Source organism: Streptomonospora sediminis (assembly GCF_054778995.1).
Map to the genome: position 1 here is coordinate 35175 of NZ_BAAGYZ010000124.1, position 18509 is coordinate 53683.

15 protein-coding genes and 1 pseudogene are annotated in these 18509 nt (G+C 71.6%); 7 read left to right on the forward strand and 9 right to left on the reverse strand.

The features are described 5' to 3' along the window. Window positions 1-17: 17 nt before the first annotated feature. Window positions 18-2492 carry a glycoside hydrolase family 3 protein gene (locus tag ACYVD5_RS24290; protein ID WP_461003455.1) on the reverse strand — a complete coding sequence of 825 codons (2475 nt, stop codon included), beginning with the start codon at window positions 2490-2492 and terminating at the stop codon, window positions 18-20. A 266-nt stretch (window positions 2493-2758) separates the two neighbouring features. Here ACYVD5_RS24290 and ACYVD5_RS24295 point away from each other — a divergent pair, with 266 nt between their 5' ends. Both ACYVD5_RS24295 and ACYVD5_RS24300 read left to right on the forward strand, forming a co-directional pair. Further along, window positions 2759-4207 carry a DNA recombination protein RmuC gene (locus tag ACYVD5_RS24295; RefSeq protein WP_461003456.1) on the forward strand — a complete coding sequence of 483 codons (1449 nt, stop codon included), beginning with the start codon at window positions 2759-2761 and terminating at the stop codon, window positions 4205-4207. Window positions 4208-4239: 32 nt separating this feature from the next. Further along, entirely contained in the window at window positions 4240-4806 is a 567-nt protein-coding gene (locus ACYVD5_RS24300; RefSeq protein ID WP_461003457.1) for a DUF6542 domain-containing protein, read from the forward strand. Between the two features lie 180 nt (window positions 4807-4986). Here ACYVD5_RS24300 and ACYVD5_RS24305 read toward each other — a convergent pair. The 3 genes and pseudogenes from ACYVD5_RS24305 to ACYVD5_RS24315 all read right to left on the reverse strand — a co-directional run. Continuing rightward, a pseudogene (locus ACYVD5_RS24305) lies at window positions 4987-5229 on the reverse strand (exodeoxyribonuclease VII small subunit); the annotation flags it as partial. Window positions 5230-5435: 206 nt separating this feature from the next. After that, window positions 5436-6704 carry an exodeoxyribonuclease VII large subunit gene (xseA, locus tag ACYVD5_RS24310; RefSeq protein ID WP_461003458.1) on the reverse strand — a complete coding sequence of 423 codons (1269 nt, stop codon included), beginning with the start codon at window positions 6702-6704 and terminating at the stop codon, window positions 5436-5438. A 164-nt stretch (window positions 6705-6868) separates the two neighbouring features. Then, window positions 6869-7537, reverse strand: a complete 669-nt coding sequence (locus tag ACYVD5_RS24315) for a hypothetical protein (RefSeq protein ID WP_461003459.1) — start codon at window positions 7535-7537, stop codon at window positions 6869-6871. Window positions 7538-7960: 423 nt separating this feature from the next. On the opposite strand from ACYVD5_RS24315, the gene ACYVD5_RS24320 reads away from it, so the two are divergent. After that, window positions 7961-8929 (forward strand): 4-hydroxy-3-methylbut-2-enyl diphosphate reductase, encoded by a 969-nt coding sequence (locus tag ACYVD5_RS24320; RefSeq protein WP_461003460.1) that lies wholly within the window; start codon window positions 7961-7963, stop codon window positions 8927-8929. Window positions 8930-9042: 113 nt separating this feature from the next. Here ACYVD5_RS24320 and ACYVD5_RS24325 read toward each other — a convergent pair whose 3' ends face one another. Then, entirely contained in the window at window positions 9043-9435 is a 393-nt protein-coding gene (locus ACYVD5_RS24325) for a hypothetical protein (protein WP_461003461.1), read from the reverse strand. Between the two features lie 462 nt (window positions 9436-9897). After that, window positions 9898-10746: a helix-turn-helix transcriptional regulator gene (locus tag ACYVD5_RS24330; protein ID WP_461003462.1), complete on the reverse strand. Its 849-nt coding sequence runs from the start codon at window positions 10744-10746 to the stop codon at window positions 9898-9900. Window positions 10747-11128: 382 nt separating this feature from the next. On the opposite strand from ACYVD5_RS24330, the gene ACYVD5_RS24335 reads away from it, so the two are divergent. Continuing rightward, window positions 11129-11887, forward strand: a complete 759-nt coding sequence (locus ACYVD5_RS24335; RefSeq protein ID WP_461003463.1) for an SDR family NAD(P)-dependent oxidoreductase — start codon at window positions 11129-11131, stop codon at window positions 11885-11887. Window positions 11888-12044: 157 nt separating this feature from the next. Next, entirely contained in the window at window positions 12045-12812 is a 768-nt protein-coding gene (locus ACYVD5_RS24340; RefSeq protein ID WP_461003464.1) for an SDR family NAD(P)-dependent oxidoreductase, read from the forward strand. Window positions 12813-12857: 45 nt separating this feature from the next. Here ACYVD5_RS24340 and ACYVD5_RS24345 read toward each other — a convergent pair whose 3' ends face one another. After that, window positions 12858-13475, reverse strand: coding sequence for a TetR/AcrR family transcriptional regulator (locus ACYVD5_RS24345; RefSeq protein WP_461003493.1), 618 nt, complete (start codon window positions 13473-13475; stop codon window positions 12858-12860). 144 nt (window positions 13476-13619) lie between these two features. Between ACYVD5_RS24345 and glpX the strand changes: the two genes are divergently transcribed. Continuing rightward, the gene (gene glpX / locus ACYVD5_RS24350) at window positions 13620-14660 is read left to right on the forward strand and encodes a class II fructose-bisphosphatase (RefSeq protein WP_461003465.1); all 1041 of its coding nucleotides are present in this window, start codon (window positions 13620-13622) and stop codon (window positions 14658-14660) included. A gap of 241 nt (window positions 14661-14901) precedes the next feature. Then, window positions 14902-16365, forward strand: coding sequence for a hypothetical protein (locus ACYVD5_RS24355; protein ID WP_461003466.1), 1464 nt, complete (start codon window positions 14902-14904; stop codon window positions 16363-16365). Between the two features lie 170 nt (window positions 16366-16535). Here ACYVD5_RS24355 and ACYVD5_RS24360 read toward each other — a convergent pair whose 3' ends face one another. Both ACYVD5_RS24360 and ACYVD5_RS24365 read right to left on the reverse strand, forming a co-directional pair. Beyond that, window positions 16536-17369: an ABC transporter permease gene (locus ACYVD5_RS24360; RefSeq protein ID WP_461003467.1), complete on the reverse strand. Its 834-nt coding sequence runs from the start codon at window positions 17367-17369 to the stop codon at window positions 16536-16538. After that, window positions 17366-18247: an ABC transporter ATP-binding protein gene (locus tag ACYVD5_RS24365; RefSeq protein ID WP_461003494.1), complete on the reverse strand. Its 882-nt coding sequence runs from the start codon at window positions 18245-18247 to the stop codon at window positions 17366-17368. Before ACYVD5_RS24365 ends, ACYVD5_RS24360 begins: the two co-directional genes overlap by 4 nt. Between the last annotated feature and the right edge of the window lie 262 nt (window positions 18248-18509).

Here is an 18509-nt window from a genome sequence, read left to right on the forward strand (position 1 = left end):
GCCCGCCCCCGCCGGTCTCAGCCGATACGGACCGGGGCCGACAGCGGGGTGTCGCCCGCGGATCGGCCCACGAGCACGTCGTAGTCGCCGGGAACCGTCCGCCAGCCGGCGGCCGCGGTGTCCCACACCTGCACTGCGCGGGCCGGGACATCGATCTCGGCCCGGGCGCTGCCGCCCGCCGCAGCGCTGACCGCGGCGAACCCGGCCAGCCAGCGCTGCGGCCGCTCGGCCGCCCCGCCGGGATCGCGCGGGGCCAGGTAGACCTGCACCACCTCGCGCCCGCTGCGGGCACCGGTGTTGGCCAGATCAGCGGTCACCGCGATCCCGCCGTCGGGCCGCACCTGCGCCTCGGCTCGCGTGTACTCCCAGGTGGTGTAGCCCAACCCGTGACCGAACCAGAACGCGGGCGCGGTGCCGGCCCGCTGCCAGGCGCGGTAGCCGACGAACACGCCTTCGGAGTACTCCAGCACGCCGTCACCGGGGGTGACACCGAGCACGGGGACGTCGGACTCCGCGGCGGGCCAGGTGGTCGGCAGGCGCCCGCCGGGTTCCTCGGTGCCGAGCAGGACGTCGGCCAGGGCCGCACCCACCTCCTGGCCGCCGAACCAGGTCAGCAGCACCGCGGCCGTGTCGTCGCGCCAGGGCATGGCAACGGGGGACCCGGCGTTGACCACGGCGATCGTGCGGTCGTTGGCGGCGGCGACCCGGGCGACCAGCTCGTTCTGGCGCCCCGGCAGGTCGAGCGTGTCCCGGTCGAAGCCTTCGGACTCCACTTCCTCGGTGGTGGCGGCGATGACGATCGCCACGTCGGCTCCTGCGGCCGTGCGCACGGCCTCCTCGATCAGCTCGTCGCCGCCTGCCCGCGGCTCGCCGTGGTTCAGCGAGAACCCGATGAACGCGAAGTCCCCGACCGCGCCCGGGACGGTGGCCACGGCCGAGACGTCCACGGGTTCGCCTGCGGTGAGCTCGAGCTCGGCGGTGGTCTCCGGCGGATTGAGGAACCCGGCGCCGGGATCGTCGCCCTCGACCTCGTTGACGGTGTCGAAAACCTCCCGCCCGCCGACGGCCAGCCGGAACCGGCCGACCCCGCTGACACCGAAGCGGTGGGTGCCGGAGGCCGCGGGCACCAGGGTGCCGGCGAGCTCGACCGTGGCCAGCTCGGCGGTGGTGACCCCGTCGGGCAGCTCGCCCACCCACCGCGCGGTGCCGTCGGTCAGCCGTTCGGTGGCCAGCACGGCGCCGTCGGCGGCGCGGAAGGTGGCGGTGAGCGGCCCCGGCAGCGGCGGAAGGGTCTTCCTCGGGTCGGCACCCATCGCATAGTCGAGCCGCACGTCCGCGGGCAGCGCGGCACGCAGGCCCTCCAGCGGGCTGACGGTGTGCTCGGTGAACACGGTTGCCGAGCCGCCGCCGCTCGTGCGGGCCTCGTCGGCGGCCAACCCGATGAGCGCGACGCTGCGCACCGCGGCCGGGTCGATCGGCAGCGCCCCGCTGCCGTTGCGCAGCAGGGTGCAGGAGCGGGCCGCCGCCTGGCGGGCGAGTGCGCGCCCGTCGATGCGGGGCGGCAGCGCGGCGGCGGGCACCGCCGGCTCGGCGCCTTCCAGCGCCCCGGTGCGGGCGGCCAGCCGCAGGACGCGGCGGGCCATGGCCTCGACGGCCTCCTCGGGCACCCGGCCCTCGCGCACGGCGGCGAGCAGCGCGTCGCCGTAGACGGTGTCGGGCCCCGGCATGGCGACGTCCATCCCGGCCAGGGCGCAGCCGACGGTGTCGCGGGCGGCGGTCCAGTCGGAGACGATGAAGCCGTCGAAGCCCCATTCGTCGCGCAGCACCGCGTTGAGCCGGGTGTGCTCGGTCATGGTGGTGCCGTCGACCTTGTTGTAGGCGGCCATGACGCCCCAGGGGCGGGCGTCGGCGACGATGGCCTCGAACGGGGCGAGGTAGATCTCGCGCAGGGTCCGTTCGTCGACGCGCACGTCCACGGTGAACCGGTCGGTTTCGGAGTCGTTGGCGACGAAGTGTTTGACCGTGGTGCCCACGCCGCCGTCCTGGACGCCGTTGACGTAGGCGGCGCCGATCCTGCCGGTGAGCAGCGGGTCCTCGGAGTAGCACTCGAAGTGCCGCCCGCCCAGCGGCGAGCGGTGGATGTTCACCGTGGGGGCGAGCAGCACGTGCACGCCCTTGCGCCGTGCCTCCTGGGCCAGCAGCCGCCCGGCGGTGCGGACCAGGCCGGGGTCCCAGGTGGCGGCCAGGGCGGTGGGGCTGGGCAATTGGACGGCGGGGTCGTCGGGTGTCCAGCTCTCGCCGCGGACGCCGACGGGCCCGTCGGACATCACCAACCGGTCGAGCCCGATGTCGGGGTTGGGGGCGATGGCCCACATGGTGGCGCCCGAGAGCAGCCGGATGCGCCCCTGCAGGTCGAGGCGGGCCAGGGCGGCCTCGACGTGCCGCTCGCGTTCGGCGTCTGCCGGATGAGCGGTCCCGTGTGCTGTGGTCATGTCGCTCCTGTAAAGGTCCGGAGGGTTCAGCGGCGCTGCGGGCGAAGACGAAATTTAACCTACCGACTACTCGGTAAATAGTCCAGGTCCGGCGTCATCGCCGGTGGGAGCGCATTTTCCGTCCCCGCCGGAGCCCAGAACCGGACCGGGCCCCGGCCGGAACCGGTCCGGATTCGGCCACCCTGCGCGCAGCCGCGCTTTTCCGGTTGCTTACCCGCGCGTGGCGGAAGGTGCCGCGGGTACCTGGATTGAGACGATGGGCGGCTATGGACGGCCTTGACTTGATCCTGGTGCTACTGGTGGGACTGGCGGTGGGTGTCGCGTTGGGGTGGTTGCTGGCGCGCGGCCGAGTCGCCGATGCCCGCGCCCACGCACGCTCCGCCGACGAGCGCGCCGCCTACGTCGAAGAGCACCTCGGCGAACGCTTCCGCGCACTGTCGGCCGAGGCGCTGGATGCGACCAACCAGCGCTTCATGGAGCTCGCCGAAGGGCGGCTGCGCGCTGTCGGCGCCGAGACCGGCAAGGACATGGAGCAGCGCCGCGCGGCGGTCGAGCAGCTCGTCTCCCCGTTGAAGGACACCCTCAGCCGGGTCGAGAACCAGCTGCGCGAGGTCGACGCCGGGCGGCGCACCGCCCACGCCGAGCTGGCACAGCAGGTCGACCAGGTGCGCCAGGGGTCGGAGCGGCTGCGCGACCAGACCCAGTCGCTGGTGAGCGCGCTGCGGCGGCCCGAGGCGCGCGGCCGGTGGGGCGAGCTGCAGTTGCGCCGGGTGGCCGAGCTGGCGGGGATGGGCTCCTACTGCGACTTCGAGGAACAGGCCGGCGCGGCCACCGACAGCGGCCGGCTCCGGCCGGACATGGTGGTGCGGCTGGCCGGCGGGAAGAACATCGTCGTGGACTCGAAGGTGTCGCTGGCCGCCTACCTGGAGGCCGTCGAGACCGATGACGCCGATGCCCGCGCCGAACGCCTGCGCGCACACAGCAAGCACCTGCGCGCACACGTCGACCAGCTCGCGGCGAAGTCCTACTGGGCGGCGTTCAGCCCCGCACCGGAGTTCGTGGTGCTGTTCGTGCCCGGCGAGGCGTTTTTGGCACCGGCACTGGAGTTCGATCCGCAGCTGCTGGAACACGCCATGGCGCGGCGGGTGCACATCGCCACGCCGACCACACTCATCTCGCTGCTGCGCACCGCCCAGTACGCCTGGCAGCAGGAGGCCCTCAGCGAGAACGCGCGCGCGGTCTTCGACCTGGGCAAGCAGTTGCACGCGCGGCTGTCGACCCTCGGCGGGCACGTCGAAGGGCTGGGCAAGGCGCTCTCCCGCACGGTTTCGGCCTACAACCAGACGGTCGGGTCCCTGGAGAGCCGGGTGCTGGTGACCGCACGCAGGTTCGAGGAGCTGGGCCTGGTCGACGACGACCTCGCCCGGCCCGAGGGCGTGCATGAGCAGGCGCGGCCGCTGGCGGCGGCGGAGCTGGCCGGCACCGACGGCACCGGCCCGGCCGGCGGCGTCGAGCCCGGCGCCCACCTTTTCGGCGCCGCCTTCGGCGCCGGCTCGGCGGGGGCGGAGGAACCCCGGGGTGCGCACGGCGGCCCGGCCGGGCACGCCAATGGGGACGACACACACGTGAACGGGAACGAGCCCGCAAACCGGACCACGGCAGGGGACACGGACACCACGGAACCCAAGAACTCTTCACCGAGAGTGACACACTGAACACTGTGAGTTACACAAGGGAGCGTGCCGGAATGGCGACGCGCAAACCGCAGCGCATGGACCACCCCCGAGCGCCGCTCACCGCCCAGCGGCCTCCCCACCGCGCCGCCCCCCGGCCCGCAACCGAGACGGCAACGCCCCCTGCCCCGGGCCGGGTCCGCCTCACGGGGCGCGGCGGCATCCTCGTGATCTCCGTAGCCAGCCTGGTGTCGTCCGTGATCGGCCACTTCGCGGGATCCCCCATGGTCAGCGGAGTCGCGTTCACCGCCGCCTGCGTCGTGGCCGCCCTGCTGGTGCGCCCCACCGACCTGCTGTCGCTCACCGTCAGCCCGCCGCTGGCCTACTTCGTGGCCGCGCTGATCGCCGAGATGGCGCTGACCCTGGGCGAAACCGGGTTCTCCCGTGCGGTCACGATCGGCATGGCGACCCGCCTGGCCGATGTCGCACCGTCGCTGTTCCTGGGCACCGGGCTGCTCCTGGTGATCGCGGTCTTCCGCGGCCTGCCGGGCAACGTGCGCGCATTCAGCGACGAGGTCAACGGCCGCCGCCCCCGCACCCCGCCGCACCAGAGCGCCGACCGTGCGCCGGGCAAACGCTGAGCCCGCACCGCCACCCGCCCGGCGCGGTCGGTGGGTGCCCCTGTGGCCCCTTATGCCCGTTTCCGGGGCCTGCGTGGAAACGATCATGGGGAAATGACCAGATCCGGCGCTTGATCTGGGCACTTCCGCAGGGTCGACGGGATCACCCCCGTAGTTGCCCGCCCCAGCCGCCTGCGGTCACTAGAAGGGGGTCTCCGAGTCGGCGGAGCCGCCCTGGTCGCGTTCCTCCATGGCGACCGCGAGCTTGGCGCGGGCGCCCTCCAACCACCGTTCGCAGGTGGCGGCGAGCCGCTCGCCGCGCTCCCACAGGGCCAGCGATTCCTTCAGCGTCAGCCCGCCCGCCTCAAGCCGGCGCACGACGGAGTCGAGTTCGTCGCGGGCCTGTTCGTAGCTGAGTTCGGCTTCGGCGTTTCCGGCGGGCTCGGCCGATCCGGCCGATCCGGCCGATCCGTCCGCCGCGGTACCGGCGGCCTGCTCCGGCGCCTCGCCTGCGGAGTTCGCCCCGTTTGCGGCGCCGCTGCCTCCATTGGAGCCGCCGCCCTTTGTGCCGCTGCCCGTGCCGTTGTTCTTGGCGGCCACTGCGCTGCCCTCCTGCTCGTCGATGTCCGTCCGGCGCGTATTCGCACCGGTCACGTGGGCTCCTCCTGCGGAGGGGCCGCGGAGTCGGGGCCGGCACCGGTGCCGTCGGTCTCGCCGGGGCCGTCGACCGTCGCGGTGATGCTGTCCTCGGCGAAGCGCACCCGCAGCGAGTCGCCACTGCCGACATCGCCGGCCGAGCGCACGACCGCTCCGTCGCCGCGCTGCACGATCGCGTAGCCGCGCGCGAGCGTGGTGGCCGGCGAAAGCGCGTGCAGCCGGGCGCGGGTGTGCGAAAGGTCGTCGCCGGCGCGGTCCAGCGCCACGGTCACGCACCGCCGCGCGCGGTCGCGCAGCCCGGCGACCTGCTCGGTGAGCCGGTCCATCTCGCGCAGCGGGCTGGCGAGCACCGGCCGCGAGCGCATGCCCGCGAGCCAGGAGCGCTCGCGTTCGACCCCGCCGACCAGCACGCGCCTGCCGCGGTCGCGCAACTGCCGGATGAGCTGGAGTTGTTCGCCGACATCGGGGATGGTCTTCTTGGCGGCGTCGGTGGGTGTGGACGCGCGGACATCCGAGACGAGGTCGAGCAGCGGACTGTCCTGCTCGTGGCCGATGGCGCTGACCACCGGCGTGCGGGTGGCCGAAACCGCGCGGACCAGGGCTTCGTCGGAGAACGGCAACAGGTCCTCCAGCGACCCGCCGCCCCGCGCCACGATGATGACCTCGACATCGGGGTGGGCGTCGAGGTCCTTGAGCGCGTTGAGTACCTCGCCGACCGCGCGGTCGCCCTGGACCGCGACCTCGCGTACCTCGAAGCGCACGGCAGGCCAGCGCCGGCGCCCGTTCTCAAGGACGTCGCGCTCGGCCGCCGAATCGCGTCCGCAGATGAGGCCCACCGTGCCGGGCAGAAACGGCAGCGCACGCTTGCGGTTGCCGGCGAACAGGCCCTCGGCGGCGAGCGTGGCCCGCAGCCGCTCCAACCGCGCCAGCAGCTCGCCGAGTCCGACGTGGCGGACCTCCAAGGCAAGCAGCGAGAACGTGCCCCGCGCAACGTAGAAGTCGGGCTTGGCGTGCACGACCACCCTGGCGCCGGCCTCGGGGGCGGGCACGACCGCCTCCAGCACGCGTGCGGGGCAGACCACCCGCGCCGAGACGTTGGCCACCGGATCGCGCAGGGTCATGAACACCGTGCCGCCCCGCCGGTTCATCTCGGCGACCTGGCCCTCGACCCAGATCCGCCCCAGCCGGCCGATCCACCCGCCGACCGCCTGCATGACCACCCGGACGGGCTGCGGGGATTCGGCCGAGCTTTCCATACCCATGGCTGCGAGCCTAGATCAGAGGGCCGACAGAACACGCCCACCAGGCACGACACGAACCGGCCCCGCGGCCGCCCTCAGGCGTCAGCCGCGCCCTCCCGCAAGCGCGCCGACAGCCCCCGGACCGCCGGTGCCCGCCCGCGCCGCGGACCGGACCGGCGCCGCCGCTACTCGGCCTCGCTCTGCAGCTTGGCGATGCGGTTGTCGTACATCTTGATGAACTCGGGGCGCTCGCCGTGGGCGACCTCGTAGGCGCGCAGGTCGCGGACCTGGTCGATGGTGAGTTTGCGCAGGCGGGCACGGATCGAGGGCAGGGTCAGGTCGTCGTAGCCGGGTACCGCGAGTTCGTCGGCCTCAGGAGCCGCCTGGCGGCGGACGTCCTCCAGGACGGAGTCGTCGGCGACCTGGGTGGTGGCCTCGGCGGCGGCGAGCTCCTCGGCGACGGCGGCACGCTCCTGTTCGCTGACGAGGCCGGAGCCGGCGGCGGCATCCTCGGCGGCGGCGGGTTCCGCGGCCGCCTGGCCCTGCTGCGCCTCCTGCTCCTCTTGCCCCCCGGTGGCCACGCTTGCGGCGGGCTCAGCGGCCGCGGACTCGGCGCTTTCGGCCCGGCCTGCCGCGGGCTCGGCCGTCTTCGCCTCAGCCCCGGCCGCAGGCTCGGCGGTCTTGGTGCCGGTGGCCGCGGCGGCGGCCGCGGGCTCGGCCGCACCCGCCTCCGCCTGCTGCTCCGTGGACGCAGACCGCGGGCTGGACTCAAGGGCCGGTTGCTCCGGCGGCTTCTGGCCGAAGATGCCCTTGACTTTGGAGATCAGCTTGCTGGCGATGGACGGATTCGACATGGGACTGGGGGCTCCTGATTGCTCTCGTCGGGAGGAACGGGGCTGCGCAGGCCCCGGGTGCTCGGCTCGGACGGTACACGTAGCAGACTTTTCGTCCATCCCGTCTATCCCGCCCCGCGCGTCTGACGCCACCACGGCGCCTTTCGGTTCCATAGATCAATCCAGAATAGAGGAGCAAGCGTCGCCGGAACCGCTCCGAATGTGAATGGTTCGGCCCTGCCGCGACAGAAACGAGCGCGGACCGTTACCTGGGGGTCACCTGCGGCGATCCGCCCGGGCTCCCCAAGCCCCGACCGCGCCCGCACACCTGCCGGCCGCCGGCCCGGCGAGAGCGGCCGGTGCGAGCGCCCACCGCCTCCTGTGTGCGCGGCCACACCTCCCGCGCAAGGACCCGCACGCGCGAGCGGCCCTTAGGATGGGTGCATGACTGCGACGAACCGCCGCCGTGTCCTGCTCGCCAAGCCCCGCGGCTACTGCGCCGGCGTGGACCGCGCCGTCGTCACGGTCGAAAAGGCCCTGGAGCAGTACGGCGCCCCCATCTACGTGCGCAAGCAGATCGTGCACAACACCCATGTGGTGAGCACGCTGGAGGAGCGCGGCGCCATCTTCGTCGAGGAGACCAGCGAGGTCCCCGAAGGCGCCATCGTGGTGTTCTCCGCCCACGGCGTCGCACCGAACGTGCACGACGAAGCCGGCCGGCGCCAACTGAAGACGATCGACGCCACCTGCCCCTTGGTGACCAAGGTGCACAAGGAGGCCAAGCGCTTCGCAGCCGAGGACCGCGACATCATCCTCATCGGCCACACCGGCCACGAGGAGGTCGAGGGCACCAGCGGCGAGGCTCCCGAACACATCCAGATCGTCGATGGCCCCGACGAGGTCGACAAGGTCGAGGTGCGCAACCCCGACAACGTCTCCTGGCTGTCGCAGACCACCCTGTCGGTCGACGAGACCAACACGACCGTCGATGCCCTGCGCTCGCGGTTCCCGAACCTGCTCGACCCGCCCAGCGACGACATCTGCTACGCCACCTCCAACCGGCAGGATGCCGTGAAGGAGATGGCGGCCGAGTGCGACCTGGTGATCGTGGTGGGGTCGGAGAACTCCTCCAACTCGGTCCGACTGGTCGAGGTCGCCTTGGAGGCCGGGGCCACCAGCGCCCACCTCATCGACAACGCCTCGCTGATGGACGACTCCTGGCTGGAGGGTGTCGAGACCGTGGGTGTCACCAGCGGCGCTTCGGTGCCCGACATCCTCGTCCAGGACCTGCTCGACCGGCTGGCGGGTTCGGGTTACGGCGATGTCCAGGACGTCGAGACCGCGCAGGAGAGCCTGACGTTCTCGCTGCCGAAGGAACTGCGCCGCGATCTGCGGGCCGAAACCACCGGCTGAGCAATACCGGCTGAGGACCGCCGCTCCAGCCCCGGCCCCGACCGCTCGGCCACCGATCCGAGGGACCGGTGCGCTGCGGCGGGGCCGGGTTGCGTGTATCAGGCGCCGCGGCCTCAGCGCTCGCGTTCGATGTGTTCCTGAGCCGCCGCCGCAGGGTCGGCGGCGGCATCCTGGGCGCTCTGTTGGAAGTCCTCGGCGGTCTCCTGAACCCCGCCGAGGTCCTCGCCCACCCCGCTCGCGGCGTCCTGCACGCTCTGGGAAGCCTCGGGCGCAGCACCTTCGGCGGCCCCGCCGGCCTGTTCTGCCGCACCGCCGAGATCGGCCGCCGCGGTCTCGGCCGCGCCGGTGAAATCGCCCGCCGCGCTGGTGGCGGCCTCACTCGCCCCCGCGGCCGCACCTGTGGCCGCCTCGCCCGCACCGGCGGCCGCGTTCGCGGCGTCGCCGACGGCGGATTCCGCGTTGTCCTGGAAAAAGCCTTTGACCCAGTCGAAAACCTGGTCGAGCATCTGAGATCAACTCCGTGCCGGGAACCCGGCTCATATCTGGTGGCTGGGAGAACAGGTATACCCGCACCGGCCTCAACGCCGCCTAAACGACCGCCGAAACCGCGGCGAAGGCGGTAAGACTGCGGCGACAATGCGGCGCGTCACCTGCCGGGGCCCGTCCCTTACCCCGGAGATCGCAACATATATCCAGTTCACGGCACCGCGCACGGCTCTTCCCCGAGCACCCGAATCCCGGCGGCGGAAACGCGGCCGTCACCACGCGGCCCTGGCACGGAAGTCGCGGCGGTTTTTCGGCTCGGCTGGAAATGGGATTCGGTCTAGGACGTCATTCTGCAATGCGTTGAGCCTGTTTCGGCCCGATTCGCACGTCGTTGCGGGACTTGCCGCGCGGTCCCGGCCCCCGCAGCAGGCCGGCGAGCCGTCGGCCGGGTTCCGGGCGCCTATGGGCGCTGCGCCGGGCGACTAGCCGTGGGGACGGGGGGCGGGCCGGTTCCGGGTGGCGTGGATCGAACCGAGCAGATTGAGGGCCTGGGCGCTGGGGCTTGCTGGTTCGGCGTGGTAGATGACGAGTTGCTGGCCGGGTGCGTCGCGTACGTCAAAGGCCTGGTAGGTGAGGGTAAGGTGCCCGACGTCCGGGTGGCGGAACTCCTTGGCGTCCCGGGTCTTGCCGCGCACGGTGTGAGCGTTCCAGAGGCGAGCGAAGTCCGCGCTGTGCTCGGTGAGGCCGGCCAGGAGCTCACCCAGCCGGGGATCGTCCGGGTCGAAGCCGGATGCCTGGCGCAGGTTGGCGACGGTCGCCTGGGCCACCCGGTTCCAGTCCGTGTGGAAGTACCGGCCCGCGGGGTCGAGGAAGGCCATGCGGGCCAGGTTGTCCGCAGGGTCGAACGGGGAGTACAGCGCGTCGGCCAGAGCATTGGTGGCAAGGATGTCGAGGGTCCGGCTCATGACGAACGCCGGCGTGTTCGGGTAGCCGTCCATCAACTGGCGCAGTGCCGGAGTGACCCGTTCGGCGGCGCGGAAGGCGGGCCGGTCGCCCGGTGCGGCCCCCGCCAGCCGGAAGAGGTGCGCGCGGGCGTCCGCGTCGAGGCGCAGCGCGCCGCTGAGCGCTTCGAGTACCTGGCGTGAGGGATTGCGCTCGCGCCCCTGTTCGAGGCGGGTGTAGTAGTCGGCGTTCACGCCGGCCAGGACGGCGACCTCTTCACGGCGCAGCCCGGCGACGCGGCGCGCACCGTAGCTCGCCATGCCGATGTCATCGGGCCGCAGGCCCGCACGGCGTGTGCGCAGGAAGTCGCCCAGGTGGTTGGCGTCCATGCGTCCATGCTAGGCGGCGGCCCGGCGGTCTGCCTGGGTGTGCCGCACCCAGGCGGTCCGCGTCCTGGTTGATCGCCGCTGACGGTCCCAAACTCGGTGGAGCAGGACAGAACCGCACCGGCCTGCCCAGGAGAACGCAGCCGGCGGCGCGACCGCTTCGGCGACCGCGCCGATGCGGCCGGGCTGCGGGTGACCGCGGACGGTCGCATCCGCCGGGAACCGCTGCCCGCCGCCTCGGGTTCATCGACGACACGGGACTCAGCGCGACGCGCGTCATCCGGGCCGGCGTGCTCCAGCACGAGCACCTTGTGCTCCACCGGGCAGAGAAACCACCGCACCGCGGCAGCGGGAACCACACCAACCAGAACCAAGGACCGTTTCCATGACAGGACAACGACTCGACGGCAAGGTCGCACTGATCACCGGCGCGACCGGCGGCCTCGGCGCAGCGACCGCTGAACTTTTCGCCCGCGAAGGTGCCCGGATAGTGCTCACCGATGCCGCCGAAGGCCCGCTGCGGAGTCTGGCCGACCGGCTGGAGGCACGCGGCGCGGAGGTCGCCGCCGCCCGCCTCGATGTCTCCTGCGCGCGGGAGTGGGACGAGGTGATCACCTTCGTACGCGAACGGTTCGGCACCTTGGACGTGCTCGTGAACATCGCCGGCATCCTGGACTGGCAGGGGATCGAGGAAACGCGGGAAGACGCCTGGGACCGGGTCATCGATGTGAACCAGAAGGGCACGTGGCTCGGCATGAAGGCGGCGATGCCGCTCCTGCGTGCGAGCGGCAACGCCTCCGTAATCAACACGTCGTCGGTGCCCGGTCTGGTGGGCAGCGGCGCGGCTGCGGCTTACCAGGCTTCCAAGGGCGCGGTGCGCCTGCTGAGCAAGACCGCCGCGGTCGAGTACGCCCGGCAAGGAGTACGGATCAACTCGGTACATCCCGGGGTGGTCGCCACGCCGATGATTCAGGAACTCTTGGACCAGCACGGCGACCAGCAGCCGGACATCCAACGCACGCCCATGCGCCGGGCCGGCCGCGCCGACGAGATCGCCCCCGCGATCCTCTTTCTCGCCAGCAGCGACTCCTCGTTCGTCACCGGCTCGGAGCTGGTGGTCGACGGCGGGCTCACCGCGTACTAAGAGGCAACCGGGCCGCGCGATGCCGGCACCGACCCGCTGCAAGGGAAACGCCCCGTGAGCGCGTCAACGGCTGCCGCCCGCCCCGACCGCCCCGCCACCGCCCGGCAATTCAGGCGCCCCGCACAGGCGCCTTCGCACCTCATCCAGGGAAACCACCATGACACCTGCAACTCCGTCCGCCGAAGCCGCCGAGTTCGCCGGAAAAACAGCCCTTGTCACCGGGGCCGCACGCGGCGTGGGCAAGGAGACGGTGGTGCTCCTCAGCGCCCGCGGCGCCCGCATCGTCGCCGTCGACCAACGCCCCGGCGTCCAGGCCCTATCGGATGAATTTCCCGGCGTTCTCGCAGTAAGCGGCGACATCACCCGGGAGGAGACCGCCGCAAATGCAGTGCAGTCGGCCATCGACGCCTTCGGTGGACTGGACATCCTGGTGAACAATGCCGGACGCACTCTGAACAAACCCATTACCGAAACCACCGCCGACGACTGGGACTCCGTGATGGCGGTCAACGCCCGCGGCTCCTTCTTCTGCACCCGCGAAGCCTTCCGGGCGATGAAGGACCGCGGCGGCGGTGCCATCGTCAGCACGGGCTCCTACACCTGCACAACCGCACTACCCAACGGAGCCGCCTACAGCGCGTCGAAGGGCGCTCTGGCCCAGCTGACCAAGGTGCTCGCCGTCGAGGGCGGGCCGCTGGGCATCCGCGCCAACATCGTTGCCGCAGGCGTCATCGAGACCGATTTCCTCGACACGTTCCGCTCCGACAGCCGTGCGTACCTGGCGTCCTTTGCCGGCGCGCAACCGCTGGGCCGAGTGGCACAGCCCGAAGAGATCGCCGAGGTCCTGTGTTTCCTCGCCTCCCCGCGTTCCAGCTTCGTCACAGGAGCCGTGGTCGCCGCTGACGGCGGCTTCACCGCGGTCTAATCGTGCCGTTCAAGATCATAGGTGCAGCGGTATTGCGGCCCGGACTCACGCGTCGTGCCCGGGTCTGCCGCGCGGGCCCAGCCGCGACAGCAGGCCGGTGATGTCGTCGGCCAGGCGCCGGGCGTCCGTGTCGCTGCGCCGGATGACCTCGGTGACGGCCACCAGCATCGCCCCGCTGACCACCATGAGCAGGGCTTCGTCGACGGGTTCGTCGGCCTTGCGGAACAGTGCCACGTTGCGGTCGGTCCATTCGCGCAGCCGTTCGCGCAGCTGGGAGTCGAAGCCCGGCGGGCCGTCGCCGCAGAAGAACAGCAGCGTGGTGTCGCGCTCCTCGATGGCACCGTCGAGGTAGGCGCGCGCAGCGGTGTACATGAGCTGCGTGGGGTCGCTCTCGCCCTGGGTCCGCGCCAACGACACCGCCCGGTGGGTGCGCTCCTGCTGGCGCTGCTGGAACTCCTCGTACAGCGCCATGTACAGGTCGGCCTTGCCGGTGAAGTGGTGGTAGAGGCTGCCGACGCTGGCACCGGCGTGCTCCACGACCTCGCTGACACCCGCGCGGGAGAAGCCCACCGTGCGGAAAACGTGCGCGGCGGCGGTGAGCAGGGCGCTGCGCGTGGCCGCTCCCCGATGGGATATCCGGACGGGTTTGTGCGCCTTGTCCACAGTCAACGTCGGGCTACCGTTCCTTTCCGTGGCGGCGTGCCGTCGGCCCGCCTAGGTCGAGATTACGTCAGGTGATTACGCTTGTCCCAAAACCACCGACCGCATCCCGGCGGGCGTGCAGCACCGGCTGGAAAGGGCTGAGCGATGAGCATTCCCAACTCCGCACCGGGCAACTCGGAGGCACCGGACCGCAACCTGGCACTGGAGCTGGTCCGCGTCACCGAATCCGCTGCTTTGGCGGCCGCCCGCTGGGTGGGCCGCGGCGATAAGAACGGGGCCGACGGTGTTGCGGTGCGCGGGATGCGGCACATGATCAGCACGGTGTCGATGAACGGCACGGTGGTGATCGGCGAGGGCGAGAAGGACAACGCCCCGATGCTCTTCAACGGGGAGTCGGTCGGCGACGGCGCCGGCCCCGACTGCGATGTCGCCGTCGACCCGATCGACGGCACCAGGCTGACCGCGATGGGCATGCCCAACGCCATCTCGGTGCTGGCGGTGGCTCCGCGCCACTCCATGTTCGACCCTTCCGCCGTCTTCTACATGGAGAAGCTGGCCACCGGCCCCGAAGCCGCGGCCGCGGTCGACATCACCGCGCCCATCGCCGACAACGTGCGGGCGGTCGCCCGCGCCAAGGGCGCCACCCCGCAGGACGTGACCGTGGTGATCCTGGACCGCCCCCGCCACCAGGACATCGTGCGCGAGGTGCGCGAGGCGGGTGCGCGGATCAGGTTCATCACCGACGGAGACGTCGCCGGAGCGATCATGGCGGCCCGCGCCAACACCGGTGTGGACCTGCTGCTGGGGATCGGCGGCACCCCCGAGGGGATCATCTCCGCCTGTGCCCTCAAGTGCCTGGGGGGTGTCATCCAAGGCCGGTTGTGGCCAACGGACGACGACGAGCGGCGCCGGGCCCGCGACGCCGGACACGATCTGGACAAGGTGCTGACCACCGACGACCTGGTCGCCTCCGAGGACGTTTTCTTCGCCGCCACCGGCATCACCGACGGGGAGCTGGTGGGCGGCGTGCGCTACGAGGCCGGTGGTGCGTCCACCGACTCGCTGGTCATGCGGGGGCGCAGCGGCACGGTCCGCCAGGTGCGCAGCGAGCACCGGTTGGCCAAGCTCGCCTCCTTCAGCGGAGTGGACTTCGCCTCGGCGGCGACCTCTTCCACCGGGAAGTGACCTCGCATTCACCGACAATCGGACGATTGCGCATTGGTACCTTCGTAGCGGACAAGCGCGTTGCTCCGGAGGTTCGATGTCCTTCCCTGATCCCCCCAACCAGCCGCAATGGGGTCCGCCGGGCCCCGGCGGCCAGTACCAGCCGCCCCCTCCCGGGCCGGGCTATGGCCCGCCCCCGGGTCCGCCCGGTGCGCCGGGCCCGCCGGGCTCCCCGGCGCCGCGGCGGACGAACCGCCTGTGGATGGTTCCGGTGGCGGCGGGCATGGGGCTGGTCCTGATGGCCGGCACCGTATGGGCGGCGAACACGGTCGCGCAGAACGTTTTCGTCGGCGCCAACCCCGAAACCGTGCTGCCCGGCTCCTCAATCGCATTCGCAAAGCTCGACCTGCAGCCCAATGGCGCACAACTGGCCGACTACGCCCAGTTCGTCAACAAGCTGCCCGAATCGATGCGCAGCGAGATCGACCCGGACGCCGACCCCGCCAAGGAGCTGGTCGAGTCCTACATCGAAAGCGCCGGCCTTGACGGCATGACCTACGAGGCCGACTTCGAGCCCTGGCTGGGCCAGAGCTTCGGCATGTCGGTGTGGATACCCGACAACGAGGATGCCGCCGACAGCTCGGGCGCGGCCACGGCGATCGCGATCGAGGCCGAGGACACGGACGCCGCCGAGCAGACACTCGGCGAGCTGCAGAACGAGTCGTCGGAAATGGCCTTTGACGTGCGCGACGACTTCGCGATCATCACGCCCGGCGCCGCCGCGCTGACCGACCTCGAGTCCCAGCTCGAATCCAACGGAACGCTGGACGAGCAGGAGACCTATAACCAGGACATGGACGCGATCGGCGCCGACAACGTCGCCTCGGCGTGGATGGACCTGGGCCAGGCCGCTTCGCTGTCCGCGGAGAGCTCGGGCATGGGCAGCGGCTACGGCGGGATGACCACCCCGGGTCCGGCCGCGTCCCTGCAGGAGTTCGACGATGTCACCGGGCGCCTGGCGATGGGCCTGCGCATCGAGGCCGAGTACGTCGAGCTGCGCGGCGACACCTTCGGCGTCAGCGTCGACGGTGTCTCCATGACCGACTACGAAATGCCCGACCCCGGCCTGGACCTGATGGGCGACCTGCCCGACGACACCGTCATGGCCGTCGGCGGCAGCGGCCTGGACGACATGATCGGCCAGGCCTACGAGGACAATCCCGAGCAGCTCGGCGACCTCGACGACATGATGTCGGAACTGGGCATGACCATGCCCGGCGGGCTCACCAAGCTGCTGGGCGGGCACACCGCGCTGGGCATCACCGACATCGGCGGCTCGCTCGACCAGTTCTTCAGCGGCAGCAGCAGTGCCCCGTCGCTGCAGTACCGGGCCGACGGCGCCGACTCGGCCGCGGTCCAGGACCTGATCGACCGGATGTACGAGGGGTCCTACACGACACCCCCCGGAGTCAGCAGCGAGGGGCCGGTCACGGTCGCGACCTCGGGCACCACCGGAACGGGGCGGCTGGGCGACGACCCGGTCTACAAGCAGACGATGGCCGACACCTCCTCGGCCCACATGGGCATGTACCTGGACCTGCGGCCGGTCGCCGAAAGCGCCGAGGAGAGCGCGCCCGAGCAGTGGGGCGGGGTCGGTGCCTCGGTGACCTTCGGCTCGGATTCGGTATCGATGCTGGCCCGCTGGGCGCCCAACGGCGACGCGTAGCCGCGTTCAGGAAGTAGGAAGGACGGATCCGCCGGGCGCCCGCGCCGCGTGCTCGGCGGCAGCGCCGACACGGGTGCCCGCCCGCCCCCGCCCGCCGCGCTGGATGGCGGGGGCGGGCGGGGACCCGCGCACACCGGGTGGGCCCCGCCCCTGCCGGTGCACCGGCGGTATCAGTCGATCAGTTTGCGCCGCATCTGGAACACCGCGAGGCACCACACCACCGCGACAAAGGCAAGCAGCGCGGCGAAGTGCCCGGCGGCACCGGGCAGGCCGATGCCGAACACCGTGCCGCGCACCAGTTCGACGCAGTGGTACAGCGGGTTCACCTTTGCCACAAACTGCGCCCACGCGGGCAGGGTGTCGATGGGGAAGAAGGTGCCGGCGATAAGGAACAGCGGTGTGATGACCCCGGAGATGATGTAGTCCATCGTCTTGATCGAGGGCACCGCGGCCGACATCCACACACCGGTCAGCGCGAATCCGAATCCGGTGGTGAACGCGATGACCGGCACGAACAGCATCGGCCAGGAGGTCGGCAGCCCGAACCCGACCGCCACCAGCAGCGGCGCGCACCCGTAGATGCCGGCCTTGCACGCGATCCAGGCGGCCTCGCCGGTGACGAGTTCGCGGACGTCGACCGGGGCGGCCAGCATGCCGTCGTAGGTGTGCTGGAACACGCGGCGCACGTAGGTGTCGATCAGCCCGGGGAACATCGAGGTGAACAGCACCGAGGTGGCCACGATGCCGGTGCCCAGGAAGTGGATGTACTCGTAGCCGCCGATGGCGCCCACCAGGGATCCCAGCCCCACGCCGAACGCGAGCAGCATGACGATCGGTTCGACCACCGCCGCGAAGGTGGTGGGTTTCCAGCTGCGCCGGTACAGCGCCCATTCGCGGGCGAGCACCCCGGCGATCGGCGCGAACTCGAACCGGCCCGGCGGCACGTGCCCGGCGGGCCGGGCATCGGCGCGGGCCTGGGCCCGGTTGCGGGTTTCCAGGCTCATTCCACACGCTCCCCGGTCAAGGTGACGAACACGTCCTCGAGATCGCCCGCCCGCGCGGCGCCGCGGCCCAGCGAGTCGCGCAGCGGTTCGGGGAGGTCGCCGGCGCGCAGCACCGACAGTGTGGCGCCGGTGCGGCGGGTGGCGAAGCCCGCGGCGGCCAGGCGCTGTTCGGTGTCCTCGACCGGCGCCCCCGGCGGCAGCGGGTACTCCTCGACGGTCGCGCCGGCGTGGCGGGCGATGAGGTCGGCCGGGACCCCCTGGGCCACCACTTTCCCCTTTGCCATGAGCGCCACGACATCGGCGAGGCGTTCGGCTTCCTCGATGTAGTGGGTGGACATCAGCACGGTGACCCCCTCGGCCCGCAGCGCGGTGATCAGGCCCCATAGTTCCTGGCGCACCTGGGGGTCGAGGCCGACCGTGGGTTCGTCGAGCAGCACCAGCCGCGGGCGGTGCACCAGCCCGCGCACGATCAGCAGGCGGCGGCGCATGCCGCCGGAGAGCTTGTCGGCGCGGATATCGGCGCGGTCCTCAAGGTGGGCCAGGCGCAGCGCGCGGGCGACGGCATCGGCGCGCTGGGGCCGCGGGATCCGGTACAGGTGCGTGAACACCTCAAGGTTCTCGCGGACGGTGAGTTCTTCGTCGAGGTTGTCGTGCTGGGGCACCACGCCCATTTCGGCGCGGGCGCGTTTTGAGGCGCGCGGGACCGGATGGCCGAGCACCGTGATGGTGCCGGAGTCGGCGCGGCTCTGGGCGGTGAGCATCTTCATCGTGGTGGACTTGCCGGCGCCGTTGGGGCCGAGCAGGCCGAAAACAACCCCGGTGGGGACTTCGAGGTTCAGGCCGTCGACGGCGGTGAAAGAGCCGAAGCGCTTGACCACATCGCGCAACAGGATGGCCGCCGGGTCGCCGCCGACCGGATCGGCGGCGTGTGCCGGATCTGCGGCGGGTTCCGCGGTATCAGAGGATTCGGAGGGTTCGGAGGTATCTGGGAGCTCGGCCGGGTCGTCGGGGTCGGACGATCCGGCAGGGCCCGGCGAATAGCGGTGTCCCGGTTGCGACATGGGACAACCGTAGAAGCGCGCCGCGGCGAATATCCACTTCTTTTGGCGGCCTGTGGACAGAGCCGGCCACCGGTTGCCG

Bases quoted from the DNA above. Each gene is read 5' to 3' on its own strand.
- ACYVD5_RS24295 (WP_461003456.1), top strand. From the start codon at position 2,759: ATGGACGGCCTTGACTTGATCCTGGTGCTACTGGTGGGACTGGCGGTG.
- ACYVD5_RS24330 (WP_461003462.1), bottom strand. From the start codon at position 10,746: ATGGACGCCAACCACCTGGGCGACTTCCTGCGCACACGCCGTGCGGGC.
- ACYVD5_RS24325 (WP_461003461.1), bottom strand. From the start codon at position 9,435: ATGCTCGACCAGGTTTTCGACTGGGTCAAAGGCTTTTTCCAGGACAAC.
- ACYVD5_RS24355 (WP_461003466.1), top strand. From the start codon at position 14,902: ATGGTTCCGGTGGCGGCGGGCATGGGGCTGGTCCTGATGGCCGGCACC.
- ACYVD5_RS24300 (WP_461003457.1), top strand. From the start codon at position 4,240: ATGGCGACGCGCAAACCGCAGCGCATGGACCACCCCCGAGCGCCGCTC.
- ACYVD5_RS24360 (WP_461003467.1), bottom strand. From the start codon at position 17,369: ATGAGCCTGGAAACCCGCAACCGGGCCCAGGCCCGCGCCGATGCCCGG.
- ACYVD5_RS24340 (WP_461003464.1), top strand. From the start codon at position 12,045: ATGACACCTGCAACTCCGTCCGCCGAAGCCGCCGAGTTCGCCGGAAAA.
- ACYVD5_RS24315 (WP_461003459.1), bottom strand. From the start codon at position 7,537: ATGTCGAATCCGTCCATCGCCAGCAAGCTGATCTCCAAAGTCAAGGGC.
- ACYVD5_RS24290 (WP_461003455.1), bottom strand. From the start codon at position 2,492: ATGACCACAGCACACGGGACCGCTCATCCGGCAGACGCCGAACGCGAG.
- xseA (WP_461003458.1), bottom strand. From the start codon at position 6,704: ATGGGTATGGAAAGCTCGGCCGAATCCCCGCAGCCCGTCCGGGTGGTC.
- glpX (WP_461003465.1), top strand. From the start codon at position 13,620: ATGAGCATTCCCAACTCCGCACCGGGCAACTCGGAGGCACCGGACCGC.
- ACYVD5_RS24335 (WP_461003463.1), top strand. From the start codon at position 11,129: ATGACAGGACAACGACTCGACGGCAAGGTCGCACTGATCACCGGCGCG.
- ACYVD5_RS24320 (WP_461003460.1), top strand. From the start codon at position 7,961: ATGACTGCGACGAACCGCCGCCGTGTCCTGCTCGCCAAGCCCCGCGGC.